The 16,196-nt window shown below is 61.6% G+C and carries 18 protein-coding genes and 1 tRNA gene; 6 read left to right on the top strand and 13 right to left on the bottom strand.

The window, feature by feature from the left end:
• Positions 1-342 precede the first annotated feature (342 nt).
• The 10 genes from AVAK2825_RS19345 to AVAK2825_RS19300 form a co-directional block, all read right to left on the bottom strand.
• The gene (locus AVAK2825_RS19345; RefSeq protein ID WP_284401902.1) at positions 343-606 is read right to left on the bottom strand and encodes a DUF6980 family protein; all 264 of its coding nucleotides are present in this window, start codon (positions 604-606) and stop codon (positions 343-345) included.
• Between the two features lie 333 nt (positions 607-939).
• Positions 940-1,362, bottom strand: coding sequence for a hypothetical protein (locus AVAK2825_RS19340; RefSeq protein ID WP_284401900.1), 423 nt, complete (start codon positions 1,360-1,362; stop codon positions 940-942).
• A complete protein-coding gene (locus AVAK2825_RS19335) occupies positions 1,359-1,994 on the bottom strand; it encodes an RHS repeat-associated core domain-containing protein (RefSeq protein WP_284401898.1) in 636 nt (211 codons plus the stop codon). Before AVAK2825_RS19335 ends, AVAK2825_RS19340 begins: the two co-directional genes overlap by 4 nt.
• Complete coding sequence (locus tag AVAK2825_RS19330) at positions 1,975-3,210, bottom strand: transglutaminase family protein (protein ID WP_284401896.1); 1,236 nt, start codon at positions 3,208-3,210, stop codon at positions 1,975-1,977. Before AVAK2825_RS19330 ends, AVAK2825_RS19335 begins: the two co-directional genes overlap by 20 nt.
• 236 nt (positions 3,211-3,446) lie before the next feature.
• Positions 3,447-4,142: an ABC transporter ATP-binding protein gene (locus tag AVAK2825_RS19325; protein WP_284401894.1), complete on the bottom strand. Its 696-nt coding sequence runs from the start codon at positions 4,140-4,142 to the stop codon at positions 3,447-3,449.
• Positions 4,143-4,145: 3 nt separating this feature from the next.
• Positions 4,146-4,940: an ABC transporter ATP-binding protein gene (locus tag AVAK2825_RS19320; protein ID WP_272563917.1), complete on the bottom strand. Its 795-nt coding sequence runs from the start codon at positions 4,938-4,940 to the stop codon at positions 4,146-4,148.
• Positions 4,937-6,247 carry a branched-chain amino acid ABC transporter permease gene (locus AVAK2825_RS19315; RefSeq protein ID WP_284401890.1) on the bottom strand — a complete coding sequence of 437 codons (1,311 nt, stop codon included), beginning with the start codon at positions 6,245-6,247 and terminating at the stop codon, positions 4,937-4,939. Before AVAK2825_RS19315 ends, AVAK2825_RS19320 begins: the two co-directional genes overlap by 4 nt.
• 4 nt (positions 6,248-6,251) lie before the next feature.
• Complete coding sequence (locus tag AVAK2825_RS19310) at positions 6,252-7,205, bottom strand: branched-chain amino acid ABC transporter permease (RefSeq protein WP_284401888.1); 954 nt, start codon at positions 7,203-7,205, stop codon at positions 6,252-6,254.
• Between the two features lie 85 nt (positions 7,206-7,290).
• Complete coding sequence (locus tag AVAK2825_RS19305; protein WP_284401886.1) at positions 7,291-8,526, bottom strand: branched-chain amino acid ABC transporter substrate-binding protein; 1,236 nt, start codon at positions 8,524-8,526, stop codon at positions 7,291-7,293.
• A 150-nt stretch (positions 8,527-8,676) separates the two neighbouring features.
• Positions 8,677-10,317, bottom strand: a complete 1,641-nt coding sequence (locus AVAK2825_RS19300) for a 3-(methylthio)propionyl-CoA ligase (protein WP_284401884.1) — start codon at positions 10,315-10,317, stop codon at positions 8,677-8,679.
• A 187-nt stretch (positions 10,318-10,504) separates the two neighbouring features.
• Between AVAK2825_RS19300 and AVAK2825_RS19295 the strand changes: the two genes are divergently transcribed.
• The 5 genes from AVAK2825_RS19295 (at position 10,505) to AVAK2825_RS19275 (ending at position 14,143) form a co-directional block, all read left to right on the top strand.
• On the top strand, positions 10,505-11,989 hold the full coding sequence (locus AVAK2825_RS19295) for a protein adenylyltransferase SelO (protein ID WP_284401882.1): 1,485 nt from the start codon (positions 10,505-10,507) through the stop codon (positions 11,987-11,989).
• On the top strand, positions 11,986-12,399 hold the full coding sequence (gene msrB, locus AVAK2825_RS19290; protein ID WP_272563923.1) for a peptide-methionine (R)-S-oxide reductase MsrB: 414 nt from the start codon (positions 11,986-11,988) through the stop codon (positions 12,397-12,399). The genes AVAK2825_RS19295 and msrB overlap by 4 nt, the downstream gene beginning before the upstream one ends.
• A 37-nt stretch (positions 12,400-12,436) precedes the next feature.
• On the top strand, positions 12,437-13,024 hold the full coding sequence (locus AVAK2825_RS19285) for a septation protein A (protein ID WP_284401879.1): 588 nt from the start codon (positions 12,437-12,439) through the stop codon (positions 13,022-13,024).
• A complete protein-coding gene (locus tag AVAK2825_RS19280) occupies positions 13,021-13,290 on the top strand; it encodes a BolA family protein (RefSeq protein ID WP_284401878.1) in 270 nt (89 codons plus the stop codon). Before AVAK2825_RS19285 ends, AVAK2825_RS19280 begins: the two co-directional genes overlap by 4 nt.
• 67 nt (positions 13,291-13,357) lie before the next feature.
• Positions 13,358-14,143 carry a foldase protein PrsA gene (locus AVAK2825_RS19275; RefSeq protein WP_284401875.1) on the top strand — a complete coding sequence of 262 codons (786 nt, stop codon included), beginning with the start codon at positions 13,358-13,360 and terminating at the stop codon, positions 14,141-14,143.
• Positions 14,144-14,252: 109 nt separating this feature from the next.
• Here AVAK2825_RS19275 and AVAK2825_RS19270 read toward each other — a convergent pair whose 3' ends face one another.
• Entirely contained in the window at positions 14,253-15,050 is a 798-nt protein-coding gene (locus tag AVAK2825_RS19270) for a heparan-alpha-glucosaminide N-acetyltransferase (RefSeq protein ID WP_284401873.1), read from the bottom strand.
• Positions 15,051-15,195: 145 nt separating this feature from the next.
• Between AVAK2825_RS19270 and AVAK2825_RS19265 the strand changes: the two genes are divergently transcribed.
• Positions 15,196-15,477: a hypothetical protein gene (locus tag AVAK2825_RS19265; protein ID WP_284401871.1), complete on the top strand. Its 282-nt coding sequence runs from the start codon at positions 15,196-15,198 to the stop codon at positions 15,475-15,477.
• A 110-nt stretch (positions 15,478-15,587) separates the two neighbouring features.
• Here AVAK2825_RS19265 and AVAK2825_RS19260 read toward each other — a convergent pair.
• Positions 15,588-15,664: transfer RNA gene (locus AVAK2825_RS19260), tRNA-Pro, on the bottom strand.
• A gap of 73 nt (positions 15,665-15,737) precedes the next feature.
• Positions 15,738-15,986, bottom strand: coding sequence for a translation initiation factor IF-1 (gene infA, locus AVAK2825_RS19255; protein ID WP_092739728.1), 249 nt, complete (start codon positions 15,984-15,986; stop codon positions 15,738-15,740).
• Positions 15,987-16,196: the final 210 nt, after the last annotated feature.

Here is a 16,196-nt window from a genome sequence, read left to right as displayed (position 1 = left end):
GGCCATTCAGGCCGCCAGTTCGTGCCACAGGCACCGGAGCTGAGATAAATCAGGGGTTGGCCCATCGCGTTCCAACTGGCTCAAGGCATCAGCACGTTCGTGCGTGTTTTGTGCAGAGCTTCCTTAGCCTCATCGGGCGCACCCAAATTTGCATCCATGATAGGCAAAATCAATATTTTTGAAAAATTACTCAAATATTTCGGATAAATTATCCTCCTGCGAATCAATGACTGCCTATCCGACATTTTCTCGATCATCAATAAAATTATTAGCAGCCATTTCGACAGCTTCACGTGATTATGATTAATTTGAATTGCTTACGCCCCAATATTTAAATAAAATTCATCTATTTAAATCTTTATGTTCATCATTAAGCCACCAAGCTTCAGATTGCATTTCTAGAGGAATATTGTCTTCCGGCTCCAACCCAATCCGATCCAAGACGTCAAACCAAGCCGCCCGTAGAGACGGTGGCAGTTTTTCCCCGCACCACGGGCAATAGTCAATCGCCTGATAGCTTCCCCCGTTACCGTATGTGATTCCGTATTCTCTGAATTTTGGAATAAATTCCAAATTAAAATCATCCGAAATTACCAAATCATACATGGACGAGCAGCAGTGTCGAAAGAATTTCATTTAACAATTACCAAGCCATATTCTATATTTAATCATTACATCAGCTCAAAAATTGTTCAGCCCGCTTAAACCCCGCCTCTTCAGCAGGCTAAGCAAGAAATCACTTTATCAACTATCTTTCCTTCTACAAATTCTTTCATCGCAAACATATACAAATTCTCTGGGCATTCCTACTGTGAACGGTCAAAAAATTTCTTTTTCACTCTTGCGTATTGATATTCATATCCATATTCACCAGCAGGAGTGCAGTGATGCCCATAAAAACGTGGCCTATAGGACTCCACACTCGCAGCCATTTATATTTTAATTATTATCAGAGAAGGCTTTTAACTCAGCCTCCATAAGCCCTGCAATCGCCTTATAGTCATCAAACGCTTGCACCATTACATTTGAATGAAAATTTAAAACATGATTTCTAACTTCCTCCTCATTTTTAAATGCACCGCTATCTTGCAATTTTTTTATTAACAAAGGCTGTAGAATCCAATTTCTACCAACCTCACTCAAAGACCATGGAAAATTACCGTTATAATTTTCCAACAATGAAGTCAAGCAAGAAATAAGACGATTTTCGAGATGATCGTCTACCGTATTTTTATCAAATCGCCAAACAGCAACAGGCAGCACAAATTCGATCTGCTCAGGCTTCAATACGGGATACCGAAACCATTCTAATTTGGCAACGCCTTCCAAAGCATTAATAACACCCCTGCCAAAATCTTTCATTTGATTACCGCTCCAGGATTTAACTGCTGAATCATTCGTGTCCAATCACCAAGAGGGACTGGAATGCTATTTAAGCGCGGATCATATATATATTTCCCGTCACTATAAACCTCGTGGTATTTAAATCCAGCATCCAGCTTGCCATACTCAATCAGGCGTATATCACCGCCATTCTTTCCTGTAACTCGCAAAATTCGTCCATCGCCTGCGGTGCTCATTAACACTTTTGCAATTTCAGAGCAATCAGTTCCCGTTGTAATTGTAAGATTATTCATTTTCTCAACTACTGTGGCATTTGGTGCATGCAGCGCGTTTGGACCACGAAATGGCCGAGTCACACCAGGCCCAGTAAGTGGCAGAGGAGGAAGACCCGCAAGCCCACCGCCTCCAACTCCCTCCGGCGCCAAAGCCAAAGGATTCATTCTTACCAGACCAGTTGCGTCGATATAGTTCAGTGGATCGCCGTCCACATAAACATATCTATTCCACCCACCATCCAGCCCGATTGGATCGGCCTGTATATACCGTGCTAGTGCAGGACCCTGTGCCACCAAGCTCAAAAAACTAACAAGCAATATATATTTAAACCATTTCATCACGATTCTCCCTCTCCTAATTTTGAAATTTTGCATTTGCGCCGTATCCATTTTTGGCAGAAATTTCCAACGGCCGCCAACCCAGCCCATAAGCCCGATCGTAAATTGACTTGAGTTGATCATCCAGCATCAGGAGCCGTGGGCGCTCACTCATCGGTATATCACTGGGACCAGGATATTTTCTAATAAACTCTCGCTTTCGGATTTCCTGCGTCGCAGCGAAAAGATTCAAAAGCGCACAGATGTCATTGGGACTGTATTTCAACAAAAATTGAGCCATCGCGGCATGCCGATAAGGCTGATCCTGCTTTTCATAAAACGCCATGAGCGTTTCTGCCATGGCGACAATGGCCTCTTTTTTGGGCATGGGCCGCAGGTAAATCCCTGATTTCAGAGCAATGTCGGTCATGGGCGACTGCTGGCGCAGCCAAGCCTCGCGCGTGAAGCCGGCGCCGCTGGTCGTTTCCAGGTTGTACAACTTGCCGTCGCTGTCTCGCCATTGCACGAACAGATGGTTGGGGGCGGCCGCCAGGCTGACGTCCAGACCCAGCCGCTGGCCTAAGAAGATGAAAAGCAACGGCATCGAGACGCAGTTGCCCTTTTTTGTTCTCAGGTAGTTGGGCAACAGTTTGTTTTTGATATTGCGTCCGTACGGATCTTCCAGGTCGTATTGAAATGGCCGCCGCTCGTTCCACCCATTGGGCTGATAGATGTGAAAACGCAAGGCATCCAAGATCAAGCGTTTGGACGCCCCTGTGGGCAGCGTCTTTCGAATCCCCCGCGCCATCTCATCCAATCGTTCCAATGTCGCATCGACATCGACACTGGGGTCCATCATTCGGTCGATGACCAATTTGGCTCTGGACAGGTCGATGTCGGCCTCTGGGGCTTCCAACATCTTCTGGATGATTTGTCGGTTTTCATCCGGCGGTTGGCTCAGCCGCTGGGCATGGGCCATCGAAACCAATGCCAGGAAGAAGATGGCAGATGCCCATCGCGTCAAACGCATCGCCAAAGCCAGCCATTGGGGCGTGGGAGAGCGGCTCGATGCATGTTCCGCCTCGCCCCGTACCCGCCTCGGTAGGGGGCGCGTTGCAGGATTTCGCGGGCCCTGTAATGCACTGCTGCGTTGGGTCTTGCGGCCATGATTGGTGTGCATCCCTGGGCACGCCCTCCTGGACTTGTCCATGGCCGAGGCCAAGACCTGTGCGTTGCTGACCTGCACGCACGTGGCCGCGCGTTCTGCGCTCATTGAAACCTCCCCGTTTCATCTTTTTTGTTGGGGCGGATGTTAAAGGCAGAGCGGCCGGCGCGGGCCAAAAATGCCTGCCAAATATTAACTATTTGTTAACCACCGATCCGCGTGTTGCCCACGATGGTTCTGAGTGGCTTTTGTCGCGCGAATGCTCGTGGGCGTCCTCCATCGGCCGGAGGAGCCCTCAGTGGAACAGGGTGGCAGGTTGCGTCAAAAGCAACCCCACCCGCCCCTCACACCTCCAGCCACTCCTTGCGCACGTAGCTGTTCTCTCGGAGGCCCTGGGGCGTACCCTCGAAAACGATGCTCCCATGGCCCATGACCAGCGCGCGGTCGGAGATGGTCATGGCGATGGTGAGCTTTTGCTCGATGAGCAGCACCGAGATGCCGCGCGCCTTGATCGCCATGAGGTACTGCCCCACCAGCTCCACGATCTTGGGCGCCAGCCCTTCCGTGGGCTCGTCGATGATGATGAGATCGGGGTCGCCCATGAGCGTGCGGCACAGGGTGAGCATCTGTTGCTCGCCACCCGACATGACGCCGGCTTCGGTGTGCTGGCGCTCCTTCAGGCGCGGGAACATGCCGTACATGTCGTCGAAGCTCCAGCGGCTGCCTTTGCCCTTGCCCTTCTGGCCCAGCAGCAGGTTCTGGTGCACGGTCAGGTTGGGAAAGATGTCGCGGCTCTCGGGCACGTAGCCCAGGCCCAGGTGCGCGATCTCGTAGGCTTTTTTTCCATCGAGGCGCTGGCCTTTCCATTCGAGCGTGCCCTCCCAATGCACCAGGCCCATGATGGCCTTGGCGGTGGTGGAGCGGCCCGAGCCGTTGCGCCCCAGCAGCGCGACGATCTCGCCCGGCTGCACGCCGAACGAGACGCCATGCAGCACGTGGCTCTTGCCGTAGTAGGCATGCAGGTTGTCGACCTTGAGCATGGTTCAGTGTCCTTCCGCCTGCTGCGCTGCCGCCACGGCCGAGCCCAGGTAGGCCTCCTGCACGCGCGGGTTGGCGCGCACGGCCTCGGGGGTGTCGAAGGCGATCACCTCGCCGTAGACCACCACAGCGATTTTGTCGGCCAGGCCGAACACCACGCCCATGTCGTGCTCCACGGTGAGCAGCGTGCGGCCCACCGTCACTTCCTTGATGAGGCGGATGAAGCGCGCGGTCTCGCTCTTGCTCATGCCGGCGGTGGGTTCGTCCAGCAGGATGACGTTGGCGCCCCCGGCGATGGTGATGCCGATCTCCAGCGCGCGCTGCTCGGCGTAGGTGAGGTTCATGGCCAGCGTGTCGCGCTTCTTGTCCAGGCGGATCTGTTCCATGAGCTGCGTAGCGCGCTCGTTGGCATCGTGCAGGCGCGAGAGAAAGCGCAGGAAGGTGTAGCGGTAGCCCAGGCTCCACAGCACGCCGCAGCGCAGGTTCTCGAACACGCTGAGCTTGGGGAAGATGTTGGTGATCTGGAAGCTGCGCGACAGCCCCATGCGGTTGATCTCGTACGGCGCCTTGCCGTCGATGCGCTGGCCGTTCAGCAGCACTTGGCCGCTGGTGGCGCCGAAGCGTCCGCTGATGAGGTTGAACAGCGTCGACTTGCCGGCGCCGTTGGGCCCGATGATGGCCACCCGCTCGCCCGGGGCCACGCACAGGTTGGCGCCGCGGATGATCTCGGTCTTGCCGAAGCGCTTGTGCAGGTCGCGCAGTTCGAGCGCGTAGGGGGTGTTGACGGGGGTCACGCTCATGCGGCCTCCCCCCGCTTGATGTCCTGCTCGATGGCTTCCTGGATGGCGCCCCATTGCTGCAGGAACTGGCGCCGCACGGTCTCGAACAGGCCCAGGCCCACCAGCAGCACGAAGCCCGCCCCGAACCAGCTGGACAGGGCCCGCGCGTTCAGCGTGGCGCCGAGAAAGTTCATCTGCGGCCCGAGCGCCGAGTTGAGCTGCAGGTGGTAGGTCATCTCCACCATGCAGGCCGCGCCCAGCACCGCCACCAGGGCCGTGCCGCCCAGTGCCAGGTACGACACCCACAGCGTGCGCAGCCGGCCATACTTGGCCACGCGCAGGTTCATCATGATCAGGCTGGCGATGCCGCCGGGCGCATACATCACCATGAACAGGAACACGAGGCCCAGGTACAGCAGCCAGGCCTTGGACAGCTCGGACAGCAGCACCGAGGCGAACACCAGCAGCACCGCGCCGATGATGGGCCCGAAGAAGAAGGTGGCCCCGCCCAGGAAGGTGAACAGCAGGTAGCCGCCCGAGCGCAGCACGCTCACGCTGTCGGCGCCGGTGACGATCTCGAAGTTGATCGCCGCCAGCCCCCCGCCTACGCCCGCGAAGAAGCCCGCGATGATGAAGGCGAAGTAGCGCACGCGCTGCGTGTTGTAGCCGATGAACTCCACCCGCTCGGGGTTGTCGCGCACCGCGTTCAGGATGCGGCCCAGCGGCGTGCCGGTGAAGGCGAACATGAGCGCGGTGCACACGAAGCAGTAGGCCGCGATCAGGTAATACACCTGGATGGCCGGGCCGAAGGTGATGCCCATGAACCCCTTGCCGTACACGCGGTCGGTGGTGATGCCGCCCTCCCCACCGAAGAACTCGGGGAACATCAGCGCCATGGACGCCACCAGCTCGCCGATGCCCAGGGTGATCATGGCGAAGGTGGTGCCCGACTTCTTGGTGGTGACGAAGCCCAGCAGCACCGCAAAGAACAGCCCCGCCAGCCCACCCACGAGCGGGATGAACACCAGCGGAATGGGCACCGCGCCCTTGCCGGCCAGGTTCATCGCATGGATGGCGATGAACGAGCCCAGGCCGGTGTACACGGCATGGCCGAAGCTCAGCATGCCGCCCTGCCCCAGCAGCATGTTGTACGAGAGGCAGATGACGATGAGGTAGCCGATCTGCGACAGCATGGTGAGCGCCAGGCTGCTGGTGAACAGCAGGGGCGCCACGATGAGCGCGGCCGCGAACAGGCCCCAGATGACGATGCGCCCGATGTTGAGCGGTTTGAACCGGTAGGCCGGCGGCGAGGAGGTGTGGGAGCGCATGGGTTCAGTCCTCCCGCGTGCCGAGCAGGCCCTTGGGCCGGAAGATGAGGATCAGCACCAGCAGCAGGTACGGCAGGATGGGCGCCACCTGCGACACGGTGAGCTTGAGCAGCGGCCATCCGAAGGTCTGCTCGGTCACCGCCATGCCGGCCGCGCGCAACGCATGCGCCAGCGAATAGTCCAGCGCCACCGCGAAGGTCTGCAGTACGCCGATCAGCAGCGAGGCAAGGAAGGCCCCGGCCAGCGACCCCATGCCGCCCACGACGACGACGACGAAGATGATCGAGCCCACCGAGGCCGCCATGGCCGGCTCGGTGACGTAGGTGTTGCCGCCGATCACGCCCGCCAGCCCGGCGAGCGCGCAGCCGCCGCCGAACACCAGCATGAACACGCGCGGCACGTTGTGGCCCAGCGCCTCGACCATGTCGGGGTGCTTGAGCGCGGCCTGGATCACCAGGCCGATGCGCGTGCGGGTGAGCAGCAGCCACACGGACAGCAGCATCAGCAGCGCCACCAGCATGACGAACGACCGCGACTTCGGGAACTGCGTGCCGTACAGCGTGAAAAGCGGCCCCTGCAACTGCGCGGGCAGGCCGTAGGGCACGGTGGAGCGGCCCCACACCAGTTGCACCACCTCCAGCACCAGGTACGACAGGCCGAAGGTCACCAGCAGTTCGGGCACGTGGCCGTACTGGTGCACGCGGCGCAGCGCGTAGCGCTCGAACGCCGCACCGAGCGCGCCCACCAGCAGCGGCGCCACGAACAGCGCCACCCAGAAGCCGACCAGGCCGGACAGGGTGTAGGCGATGTATGCCCCCAGCATGTAGAAGCTGGTGTGTGCGAAGTTGAGCACGCCCATCATGCTGAAGATGAGGGTGAGCCCCGAGCTGAGCATGAACAGCAGCAGGCCGTAGCTGATGCCGTTGAGCAGCGAGATCACGAAAAACTCAAGATTCATCGAAGAACAGCGCCCGCACGGTTAAAAAAAGAGCCCGAGGAACCCCGGGCCCAAGGTCTCACAGCAATGAAATCGGATGCCCGGATCAGGAGGGCCGCTTCATCTGGCACGAAGTGGGCGTGCTGGCCACGTAGGGCTCGTAGTACTTCACCGGCACGAAGGTGTAGCCGGTATTTTCCGCGTCGTTGGGGTACTTGCCGCCGGCCTTCTCCCACTTGGAGACGAACAGGCCCTGCTGCAGCTGGTGGTCGCTCTTGCGCATCTCGACCTCGCCGTTGAAGCTGTTGAACTTCATGCCCTCCAGCACGGGGGCCACCTTCACCGGGTCGGTGGACTTGGCCTTCACGAAGGCGGCATCCAGCATGGCGAAGGCGTGGTACACGGCGCCGGTGTACATGTCGTCGTTGAACTTCTTCTTGTATTCGGTGACCACGCGGCCGATGTCGCCGGGCAGGTTCAGGTGGTTGTACGACACCATGTACACGCGCCCCGCTGCCGCCGCGCCCATGGCCGTGGGGCTGCCCGTCACGCCGCCGTAGTAGGTGTAGAAATTGACGTTGGCCAGCCCCGCATCGTTGGCGGCCTTGATGAGCAGGGCCAGGTCCGAGCCCCAGTTGCCGGTGATCACGCTGTCGGCGCCGGACTGCTTGATCTTGGCGATGTAGGGCGCGAAATCGCGCACCTGGGCCAGCGGGTGCAGGTCGTCGCCCACGATCTGCACGTCGGGCCGCTTGCGCGCCAGGTTCTCCTTGGCGAACTTGGAGACCTGCTGCCCGTGCGAGTAGTTCTGGTTGATGAGGTAGACCTTCTTGACCTCGGGCAGGTCCTTCATGAAGGTGGTCATGGCCTCCATCTTCATCGAGGTGTCGGCATCCAGGCGGAAGTGCCAGTAGCTGCACTTGCTGTTCGTGAGGTCGGGGTCCACGGCGGCGTAGTTGAGGTACATGACCTCCTTGCCGGGGTTGCGCGCGTTGTGCTTTTCCAGCGCGTCGATGATGGCCAGGGCGGGGCCCGAGCCGTTGCCCTGCACCACGTAGCGCGCGCCCTGGTCCATGGCCGAGCGCAGGGCGCTGGTGGTTTCCTGCGGGCTGAGCTTGTTGTCGATGCCGATGATCTCGAACTTCACACCCGCCGCGTTCTTCTTGTTGAACTCCTCCGAGAGGAACTGGAAGCTCTTGAGCTGGTTGGTGCCCACCGCCGCCATGAGGCCGGACAGCGGGTCGAGCCAGGCGATCTTCACCGTATCGCCCTTTTGAGCGAACGCGCCGCCAGCGCTCACCAGGATTGCGGATGCAGCTACAGCCTTGATAGCAAATCTCATCGCTTGTCTCCTCTTGGGTTCTTGAATGGAACAGGGCGCAGCGTAAGGCACGCCACAGAGGAGATGCTCAGGGATTCACCCTATCCGCTATCCCGCATGCGACTGGGCGGCGGCCTCTCGCGGCCGCCCCCCTCGCCGCATCGGCGTGCGTCACAAGCCCGGCAGGCGGTAGTCCTTGAGCTGCTCGCGCAGCTTGGCCTTGAGCATCTTGCCCGTGGCGCCGATCGGGATCGCGTCCACGAACAGCACATCGTCCGGGATCTGCCACTTGGCGGTCTTGCCCGCGTAGAACTGCAGCAGTTCCTCGCGCGTGACCTCCGCGCCCGGGCGCTTGACCACCGCCACGATGGGCCGCTCATCCCACTTGGGGTGCGGCATGCCCACGCACGCGGCCATGGCGACGGCCGGGTGGGCCATGGCGATGTTCTCGATGTCGATGGAGCTGATCCACTCGCCGCCGGACTTGATCACGTCCTTGCTGCGGTCGGTGATCTGCATGTAGCCGTCGGCATCGATGGTGGCGACGTCGCCCGTGGGGAACCAGCCGCGGCCCTGCGCATCGGGCACCAGCGGGTCGCCCTCGCCGCGGTAGTAGTTCTCGACGATCCACGGGCCCTTGACCAGCAGGTCACCATAGGTCTTGCCGTCCCAGGGCAGTTCGTGGCCGTCGCCGTCCACGATCTTCATGTCCACGCCGTAGATCGCGCGGCCCTGCTTCATGAGGATCTGCATCTGCTCGTCGCGCGGCAGCGCCAAGTGCTTGTTCTTGAGCGAGCACAGCGTGCCCAGCGGGCTCATCTCGGTCATGCCCCACGCGTGCAGCACGCGCACGCCGTAGTCGTCCTGGAACGACTGGATCATGGCCGGCGGGCAGGCCGAGCCGCCGATCACGGTGCGCTGCAGCTTGCCGAAGCGCAGGCCGCCCGCCTTCACGTGGTTGAGCAGCATCTGCCAGACGGTGGGCACGCCGGCGGCGAAAGTCACGCCCTCGGCATCCATGAGTTCATAGACCGATTTGCCGTCCAGCGCCGGGCCGGGAAACACCACCTTGGCGCCCACCAGCGGCGCCGAGTACGGCAGCCCCCAGGCATTGACGTGGAACATCGGCACCACGGGCAGCACGGCATCGCTGGCCGACAGGCCCATCACGTCCGGCAGCGCGGCGGCATACGCGTGCAACAGGGTCGAGCGGTGGCTGTAGAGCACCGCCTTGGGGTGGCCCGTGGTGCCGCTCGTGTAGCACATGCTGGAGGCGGTGTTCTCGTCGAACGTGGGCCACACATAGGTGTCGGGGGCCGCGCCGATCCAGGCTTCGTAGCTCAGCAGGCCCGGGATGCCGCTGTCGGCGGGCAGTTGGTCGGCATCGCACAGCGCCACCCACTGGCGCACCGTGGGGCACTTGGCGTGCACAGCCTGCACGATGGGCAGGAAGGTCATGTCGAAGCACAGCACCCGGTCTTCGGCGTGGTTGACGATCCACGCGATCTGCTCGGGGTGCAGGCGCGGGTTGATGGTGTGCATCACCCGTTCGGAGCCGCTCACGCCGTAGTACATCTCCATGTGGCGGTAGCCGTTCCAGGCCAGGCTGGCCACGCGGTCACCGGCTGCCAGGCCCATGCCGTCCAGCACATTGGCCAGCCGCCGCGCCCGCACCGCCATGTCGCGGTAGGTGTAGCGGTGGATGTCGCCCTCGACGCGGCGCGACACGATCTGCACGTCGCCGTGGTGGCGCTCGGCGAATTCGATCAGCGTGGAAATCAGCAAGGGTTGACTCTGCATCAGGCCCAGCATGTTGGCTCCTTGGGTTGTCGTTGTGAATGGTTCCGTGGCATCCTACCGTGCGCCCTGTGCGCTGCCGCGCTGGGGGCGCCATGTGCCAGGGGCGCATCTGTCGCCAGCTTGACAGCCGCCGGCGCGGCCCCGGGCGCCCAAGCCCCCTCGCCGCGCGTGGCAAAGCGGGTCGGAGACAATTCGGCGGATGAATGCCCCCCTTCCCACCGCCGCGACGGCGCCCGCGTCCGGCCTCGAATGGCGCAACGGCTTTGCAGCGCTGGGCCCGGATTTCTTCACCGAACTGGTCCCCACGCCCCTGCCCGCCCCGCACTGGGTGGCCACGAGCGTGGATGCCGCACAGCAACTGGGCGTGCCCGCCGCCTGGCTGGCCTCCGATGCGGCGCTGCAGGTGTGCTCCGGCAATGCGCTGCTGTCAGGGATGCAGCCATTGGCCACGGTGTACAGCGGCCACCAGTTCGGGGTGTGGGCGGGGCAACTGGGCGATGGCCGCGCCATCCTGCTGGGCGAGACCGCCGGCGGGCTGGAGGTGCAACTCAAGGGCGCCGGGCGCACGCCGTATTCGCGCATGGGCGATGGCCGCGCCGTGCTGCGCTCGAGCATCCGCGAATTTTTGTGCAGCGAAGCCATGCATGCGCTGGGCGTGCCCACCACGCGGGCGCTGGCCCTGACCGGCTCGCCCGCCCCAGTGCAGCGCGAGGTGGTGGAGACCGCCGCCGTCGTGACCCGCACCGCGCCGAGCTTCATCCGCTTCGGGCACTTCGAGCACTTCGCGGCGCGCGACCTGCTGCCGCAGCTGCGCACGCTGGCCGACTACGTCATCGACCGCTACTACCCTGAGTGCCGCGGCCCGGATGCGCCGGGCGGCAACCCCTACGCAGCCCTGCTCCAGGCGGTGAGCGAGCGCACGGCGGAACTGCTCGCCCACTGGCAGGCGCAGGGCTTTTGCCACGGGGTGATGAACACCGACAACATGAGCATCCTGGGCCTCACGATCGACTACGGGCCCTTCCAGTTCCTCGACGCGTTCGTGCCGGGCCACGTGTGCAACCACAGCGACACGCAGGGCCGCTACGCCTTCCACCGCCAGCCCAACGTGGCCTACTGGAACCTGTTCCGGCTGGGCCAGGCGCTGCTGCCGCTGATCGAGGACGTGGCGCTGGCGCAGGCGGCGCTCGCGTCCTACCAGACCGTGTTCCCGGCCGCGTTCCTGCAGCGCATGCGCGGCAAGCTCGGGCTGCAGGCCGCCCACGACGGCGACGCCGCGCTGGTGGACGGCCTGCTCAACCTGCTGGCCCAAGGCGGGGTGGACTACCCCATCTTCTGGCGGCGCCTGTCGCATGCCGTGGCCAGCGGGGACTTCGAACCCGTGCGCGACCTGTTCATCGACCGGGCGGGCTGGGAGTCGTGGTTGCTATCATTTTCAGAGCATCCAGGACAATCAAATCCCCGGCATATGGCCGATTCGATGCTGAAATGCAATCCGAAATTCGTGCTGCGCAACCACCTGGGAGAGCAGGCCATCCGCGCGGCCACGCAAGGCGACTTCGCGCCGCTGCACACCCTGCAGGCCCTGCTGGCCGAACCGTTCGACGAACACCCGGGCCACGAGGCCTGGGCCGACTTCCCGCCCGACTGGGCTTCCTCCATCGAAATCAGCTGCTCATCATGACCTTTCCCATCAAAAAGACCGATGCCGAATGGCAGGCCCTGCTGCAGAGCAAAGGCGCCGAGCCCGTGGCCTGGCAAGTCACCCGCCACGCCGCCACCGAGCGCCCGTTCACCGGCAAGTACGAAGCGCACTGGGCCGACGGCAGCTACCACTGCGTGTGCTGCGGCGCCAAGCTGTTCGACTCCGGCACCAAATTCGACGCCGGCTGCGGCTGGCCCAGCTTTTCCGAGGCGGTGCCGGGCTCGATCAAGGAGATCGTGGACCGCAGCCATGGCATGGTCCGGACGGAGACGGTTTGTGCACAATGCGGGGCGCACCTCGGCCATGTGTTCGAGGACGGCCCCGCCTCCACCGGCCTGCGCTACTGCATGAACTCCGCATCGCTCGATTTCGAGCCCGGCTCCTCCTGAACGGCGGCAACGCCCGCCCACGCTCCAGCCCTCCCCCATGAAACTGCTGATCGACTTCTTTCCCATCATCCTGTTCTTCGCGGCCTTCAAGCTGTGGGGCATCTACACGGCCACGGCCGTGGCCATCGCTGCCACCGTGCTGCAGATCGGCTACCTGCGCTACAAGAACGGCAAGGTCGAGCCCATGCAGTGGGTGAGCCTGGGCGTCATCGTGGTGTTCGGCGGCGCCACGCTGCTCTCGCACAGTGAGACCTTCATCAAGTGGAAGCCCACCGTGCTGTACTGGCTGATGGGCTCGGCGCTGCTGATCGGCCAGCTGTTCTTCCGCAAGAACCTGATCCGCTCCCTGATGGGCGCGCAGATGGAATTGCCCGACGCCGCCTGGCGCACCGTGAACTGGAGCTGGACCGGGTTCTTCGCCGTGATGGGTCTAGTCAACCTGTGGGTGGCCTACCGCTTCGACACCGACACCTGGGTCAACTTCAAGCTGTTCGGCGGCATCGGGCTGATGGCGGTGTTCGTTATCGGCCAGGCCCTGTACCTGAGCCGCTACATGAAGGAAGACGACACCAAGGCCGCGCCCAAGGCCACGCCCGAGGCGGCCCACAAGGACGTGCAGCCATGACGGTGCTGGCCATCACCGCCGAGGCCATGGCGGCCCGGCTGCAGGAGCGGCTGAACCCTTTCGCGCTGCAGGTGCTGGACGAGAGCGCCGCCCATGCAGGCCATGTGGGGTCCAACGGAACGGGTTTCGGCACCCATTTCCGGGTGCGGATTTCGTCACCTTTGTTTACAGGAAGACCCCGCGTCGCACAACATCGCCTTGTGTATGATGCGCTGCAAGAATTTATTGACCAGGGCGCTCACGCCATAGCCATTGAAGTTCTTTGATCCGGCCCTATTTGTCGGACTTGCGGTCCAAACGGCCGCAACTCATTTCCTTTTTGTGGACTCCCCAATGAAGAAAAAGCTTTTGTCCGGCCTCGTGGCCGCTGCCGTGCTGGGCGCGACGGCCTTTCCCGTCTACGCTCAAAACCTCGCCGTTGTGAATGGCAAGGCCGTTCCCAAGGAACGCGCCGAAGCCCTGAAGCAGCAAGTGGAACGCTCCGGCCGCCCCGTGACCCCCGAGGTCGAAGGCCAGATCAAGGAAGAAGTGATCGCTCGCGAAATCTTCTTGCAGGAAGCCCAGAAGCGCGGCCTCGAAGCCTCGCCCGACTACAAGGTCCAGATGGAACTGGCCCGCCAGACCATCCTGATCCGCGAACTGTTCGCCGATTACCAAAAGGCCAACCCCGTCACCGACGCCGAAATCCAGGCCGAGTACGACAAGTTCGTTGCCGCCAACACCGGCAAGGAATACAAGGCCAGCCACATCCTGGTAGAAAAGGAAGACCAGGCCAAGGCCATCATCGCGTCCATCAAGAAGGGCGCCAAGTTTGAAGACATCGCCAAGAAGCAGTCCAAGGACCCCGGATCCGGCGCCCGCGGCGGCGATCTGGACTGGTCGGCTCCGAGCAGCTACGTGGCCGAGTTCACCGAAGCGCTGGTCAAGCTGAACAAGGGCCAGATGACCCAGACGCCGGTCAAGACCCAGTTCGGCTGGCACATCATCCGCCTGGATGACGTGCGCGAAGCCAAGCTGCCCAAGCTGGAAGAAGTGAAGCCCCAGGTGGCGCAGCAACTGCAGCAGCAGAAGCTGGCGAAGTTCCAGGAAGAACTGCGCACGAAGGCCAAGATCGAGTAATTGCTCGCGGTCTGTGGAACGGCAGGCACCCTGCGTTCCACCAGGCTTCGAGTCTCAACGCGGCCCCACGGGCCGCGTTCTGCTTTGGGGACGGGCCTTTTGCCTTTTCCTAAAAACGGCCCAGCATCCAGGATGCCGCCATCAGCAGACCGATCATGACCGGCTGGTGCAGCATGTAATAGCTCAGGCTCCAGCGGCCCAATACCGCCAGCGGTGACAGCGCCCGGGGCAGCGCCACCTTCATCCATTGCGGGCGCCGTCGCAGTACCCATTGCCCGCTCGCCAGGCCCCACCACATCACGCCCAGCCAGGGCAGCACCGGCACATAGTCTTCGGTGAAAGGCTTGCGCGACACCAGTCCCAGCCAGTTGAGCGCATAGCCGTTGAACGTGGGCGCCCAGGCCGCCAGCGGCCCCTCCGTCAGCGCCCATCCCGCCACAGTGGGAAGCGCCACGGCCATTGCGCCGGCAGGCCAGAGCCAGGCACCCCACCCCGCCGTGCATCGCGCGACGAGGAGCATGGCAGCCATCCCGTGCAGAACGCCGAAATGGATGAAGCTCTGCGGAAACATCAGGGACGACCCTGCGGTGACCAGCAAGGCGCATCCCACGATCTGCAGCCATCGCTTGAAGAAGCGGGCCCATCCGAGGCCCTGCTGCCAGGCCAGTGCCTGCCCCAGCCCCGCGCAGAAGAGAAAGAGCGCCACGATGGCTGTCCGCTGGGTCGTCCAGAAAGGATCGGCACGGAAATTCTGCGGCCAGTACCCGAAGTGGCTGAGGTCGAAACAGAAATGAAAGACCGTCATCCACACCATGGCCACGCCCCGCAAGGCGTCCACGCCCTCCATGCGCGCCCCGCCAGTGCGCGGAGAAGAGCCAAAGGGGGAAAACGGACGGGACGTTGCCATGTGCTTTGGAAGAATGTGAAATGGTGGAGTGATCGGTCCAGGCGCTGCCATGGCTGAGCCTCAGGATGGGCCTACCGCGGTGCTGGATGCAATTTCAGCTTGTTGGCCGTATGCCCCCGTTCTAGCATGGGACCGAGGAGGCATTATGGACAATCATCCACAAGCAGAAATAGAACTGCTGCGCGAGGAAATCAGAACGCTCAAAAGCGCACTCGCCAACGTCACGACCCAGGTGCAACCGCTGAATATGCTGGCCCAGGCCTTGGTGATATTGCACCAGGAACCTGCCGCACTGCGCATGGTGTTTGAGCATGCGATTCCCGAAGCCAACGTGCCGGATTTACCCTTCCTCATGGAAGAGGAAGACGCGGAACGGCTGGCGCATCAACGCGAGTGGATATTGAGGCTGCTGCGAAGCCGGGGTTGATCTCCTGCGCCTGCCATGGACGCGGAAAACAGCAGCGAAGGAAATACCGGAGAAGACAAATCCAAAAAGACAAAAGGGGTCAGGTCAAATGACCTAACCCCTTGAATCAATGGTCGGAGCGGCGGGATTCGAACTCGCGACCCTCTGCTCCCAAAGCAGATGCGCTACCAGGCTGCGCTACGCTCCGACAACTAGTATTCTAACCCTGCATCACAGCCATATTTGGAAGATTCAAGGAAATTTGCCAGTTTTTTTCAAACTCACCGCGACGAGGGGCCCGGGCCACGGCCTGGGAGGTGGCGGAAGGTGATGCGGCCCTTGGACAGGTCGTAGGGGGACATTTCCAGCGAGACCTTGTCGCCGGCAAGAATGCGGATGTGGTGCTTGCGCATCTTGCCGCCGGTGTAGGCGATCAGTTGATGGCCGTTGTCCAGCGTGACGCGAAAGCGGGAATCGGGCAGGACTTCCGTCACGGAGCCCTGCATTTCAATCAGTTCTTCTTTGGCCATGATTTCAAGTCAATCTTCAAACAGTAATAGGAGGTATCGGGGCCTGCGCGAAACTGCAACCGGAATGTCGGCCCATCTCGCAAGAGATCCAGGCGCGGTGCACAGCAAGCGGGGGTGGTCACTGCGCCCCATGGCGCATCGGTCGGAAAAGGCCGGCGGGGCGGCTTCCACACACAGCAGCGGCAGCGAGGCGCTGCGCAAAACCGCACC

Source organism: Acidovorax sp. SUPP2825 (assembly GCF_030158995.1).
Classification (GTDB): domain Bacteria; phylum Pseudomonadota; class Gammaproteobacteria; order Burkholderiales; family Burkholderiaceae_C; genus Paracidovorax.
This window is presented reverse-complemented; position numbering and strand designations above follow the sequence as displayed.

Coding starts and splice junctions, on each gene's coding strand:
- AVAK2825_RS19345 (WP_284401902.1), bottom strand. CDS start 606: ATGTATGATTTGGTAATTTCGGATGATTTTAATTTGGAATTTATTCCA.
- AVAK2825_RS19340 (WP_284401900.1), bottom strand. CDS start 1,362: ATGAAAGATTTTGGCAGGGGTGTTATTAATGCTTTGGAAGGCGTTGCC.
- AVAK2825_RS19335 (WP_284401898.1), bottom strand. CDS start 1,994: ATGCAAAATTTCAAAATTAGGAGAGGGAGAATCGTGATGAAATGGTTT.
- AVAK2825_RS19330 (WP_284401896.1), bottom strand. CDS start 3,210: ATGAGCGCAGAACGCGCGGCCACGTGCGTGCAGGTCAGCAACGCACAG.
- AVAK2825_RS19325 (WP_284401894.1), bottom strand. CDS start 4,142: ATGCTCAAGGTCGACAACCTGCATGCCTACTACGGCAAGAGCCACGTG.
- AVAK2825_RS19320 (WP_272563917.1), bottom strand. CDS start 4,940: ATGAGCGTGACCCCCGTCAACACCCCCTACGCGCTCGAACTGCGCGAC.
- AVAK2825_RS19315 (WP_284401890.1), bottom strand. CDS start 6,247: ATGCGCTCCCACACCTCCTCGCCGCCGGCCTACCGGTTCAAACCGCTC.
- AVAK2825_RS19310 (WP_284401888.1), bottom strand. CDS start 7,205: ATGAATCTTGAGTTTTTCGTGATCTCGCTGCTCAACGGCATCAGCTAC.
- AVAK2825_RS19305 (WP_284401886.1), bottom strand. CDS start 8,526: ATGAGATTTGCTATCAAGGCTGTAGCTGCATCCGCAATCCTGGTGAGC.
- AVAK2825_RS19300 (WP_284401884.1), bottom strand. CDS start 10,317: ATGCTGGGCCTGATGCAGAGTCAACCCTTGCTGATTTCCACGCTGATC.
- AVAK2825_RS19295 (WP_284401882.1), top strand. CDS start 10,505: ATGAATGCCCCCCTTCCCACCGCCGCGACGGCGCCCGCGTCCGGCCTC.
- msrB (WP_272563923.1), top strand. CDS start 11,986: ATGACCTTTCCCATCAAAAAGACCGATGCCGAATGGCAGGCCCTGCTG.
- AVAK2825_RS19285 (WP_284401879.1), top strand. CDS start 12,437: ATGAAACTGCTGATCGACTTCTTTCCCATCATCCTGTTCTTCGCGGCC.
- AVAK2825_RS19280 (WP_284401878.1), top strand. CDS start 13,021: ATGACGGTGCTGGCCATCACCGCCGAGGCCATGGCGGCCCGGCTGCAG.
- AVAK2825_RS19275 (WP_284401875.1), top strand. CDS start 13,358: ATGAAGAAAAAGCTTTTGTCCGGCCTCGTGGCCGCTGCCGTGCTGGGC.
- AVAK2825_RS19270 (WP_284401873.1), bottom strand. CDS start 15,050: ATGGCAACGTCCCGTCCGTTTTCCCCCTTTGGCTCTTCTCCGCGCACT.
- AVAK2825_RS19265 (WP_284401871.1), top strand. CDS start 15,196: ATGGACAATCATCCACAAGCAGAAATAGAACTGCTGCGCGAGGAAATC.
- infA (WP_092739728.1), bottom strand. CDS start 15,986: ATGGCCAAAGAAGAACTGATTGAAATGCAGGGCTCCGTGACGGAAGTC.